Annotated in this window: 2 protein-coding genes; both read right to left on the bottom strand. The window is 38.0% G+C overall.

The genetic code is table 11. From position 1 onward, the window contains the following. Positions 1-30: 30 nt before the first annotated feature. On the bottom strand, positions 31-897 hold the full coding sequence (locus tag AC1VU3_RS17495) for an IS3 family transposase (protein ID WP_482984179.1): 867 nt from the start codon (positions 895-897) through the stop codon (positions 31-33). Continuing rightward, the gene (locus AC1VU3_RS17490) at positions 858-1421 is read right to left on the bottom strand and encodes a transposase (protein ID WP_482984178.1); all 564 of its coding nucleotides are present in this window, start codon (positions 1419-1421) and stop codon (positions 858-860) included. Before AC1VU3_RS17490 ends, AC1VU3_RS17495 begins: the two co-directional genes overlap by 40 nt. Positions 1422-1473 lie beyond the last annotated feature (52 nt).

Genomic DNA, 1473 nt, shown 5'->3' with positions numbered 1-1473 from the left:
GGTAGTGACCCCTTAAAGTTAGAGTTTAATTTATGCAGCTAATCGGCTGGTATGAGTTCGGTATTTTACCGGGCTCATGCCGGCCAGTTTTTGTTTAATTCGATCATTGTTATAGTAATCAATATACTTCTCAATTTTCTTTTTTAATGCTTCGTAAGAGATTATTTGTTCTCCATAATACATTTCTTGTTTGAGTAAGCCAAAGAAGTTCTCCATGGCCGCATTGTCTGCACACGTCGCTTTGCGAGACATGCTTTGGAAAATCTTGTTTTGCTTTAATGTTTTCACCCATTTGTTATGTTGATAGTGCCAGCCCTGATCCGAATGAATCGTTGTTCGATAAACTGCGCGTTCTTGAATCACTGGGAGTGCTTGGTTCAGTGAGTCAATCACAAAATCTAACGAAGGGCGTTTTGACGTATTAAACCCAATAATCTCGCCGTTATATAAATCCATAACTGGACTTAAATACAGTTTTTCATCATTTGTACATTTGAATTCTGTTACATCTGTCACAACTTTTTGAAGGGGATACGGTGTATTGAATCGGCGGTTTAAGCGGTTTTTCGCCACTTTCCCTACTGTACCTTTATATGACTTATAGCGTGATTTACGCACGAATTTCTCACATTTTAAGTTCAATTCCTGCATGATTCGCTGTACTTTTTTATGGTTGATTTTGTGTCCTAGCGCCTTTAATTCCGCATGAATACGACGGTAGCCATATCGACCTTCATGCTTTTCAAACGTCTCTAAAATCAACCCTTTCCATGTTTGGTCTGGATCTGAGCGCTTCATCTGGTGAATGTGGTAGTGATACGTAGCTTCTGGGATATCTACCTGCTTAAAGATATCTTTTAATCGAAATCCTTCTTCTTTGAGTTCAAGGGCGATGATTGCTTGTGCTTTTCGAGGAAGGCATTCGGGTTCTCTCGAAAAGCTTTTAACTTTTTTAAATACGCAACCTCTAGGCGAAGCAGTTCATTTTCACGTTCTAACTGCTCTTCACGTGACATTTCTTTTTCTTGTTTAGTCGCTCTTGTTTTTGGTTTTTTAGCCATAGATGGGGGCCCCTTCCCTTTTTCTTGCAGGCCCTCTATTCCTTCTTTTAGAAAAATACCGTTCCAAGTTGTGATTAAGCTAGGATTATTCATCTTAAACTCAATCGCCGTATCTTGATAAGAAGCACCTGTTTGTTTCATAAAGTTTAATACATTTAATTTGAATTGAACAGAATAAAACTGCTTCTTTTTCTTAATGGATAGACCACTTTTACCAAATTCTTTATAAGCACGTACCCAACGCCTAACTTGAGATTCTGCAGCAACGCTATATTTCTTCGCTATTAACCCATAACCTAAGGACCCGTTTAGATAATCTTGTACAACTTTCAATTTAAATTCTTCACTATATTTAGCCATAGAAAAACACCCCAAAAGTTAGTTTTTACTCTAACTTTTGGGGTGCAGCACC

The organism is Psychrobacillus sp. Z16_25, from assembly GCF_056856695.1.
The sequence above is the reverse complement of the archived record's forward strand: the minus strand, read 5'-3'. Positions and strand labels throughout refer to the sequence as shown.

Bases quoted from the DNA above. Each gene is read 5' to 3' on its own strand.
- AC1VU3_RS17490 (WP_482984178.1), bottom strand. From the start codon at position 1,421: ATGGCTAAATATAGTGAAGAATTTAAATTGAAAGTTGTACAAGATTAT.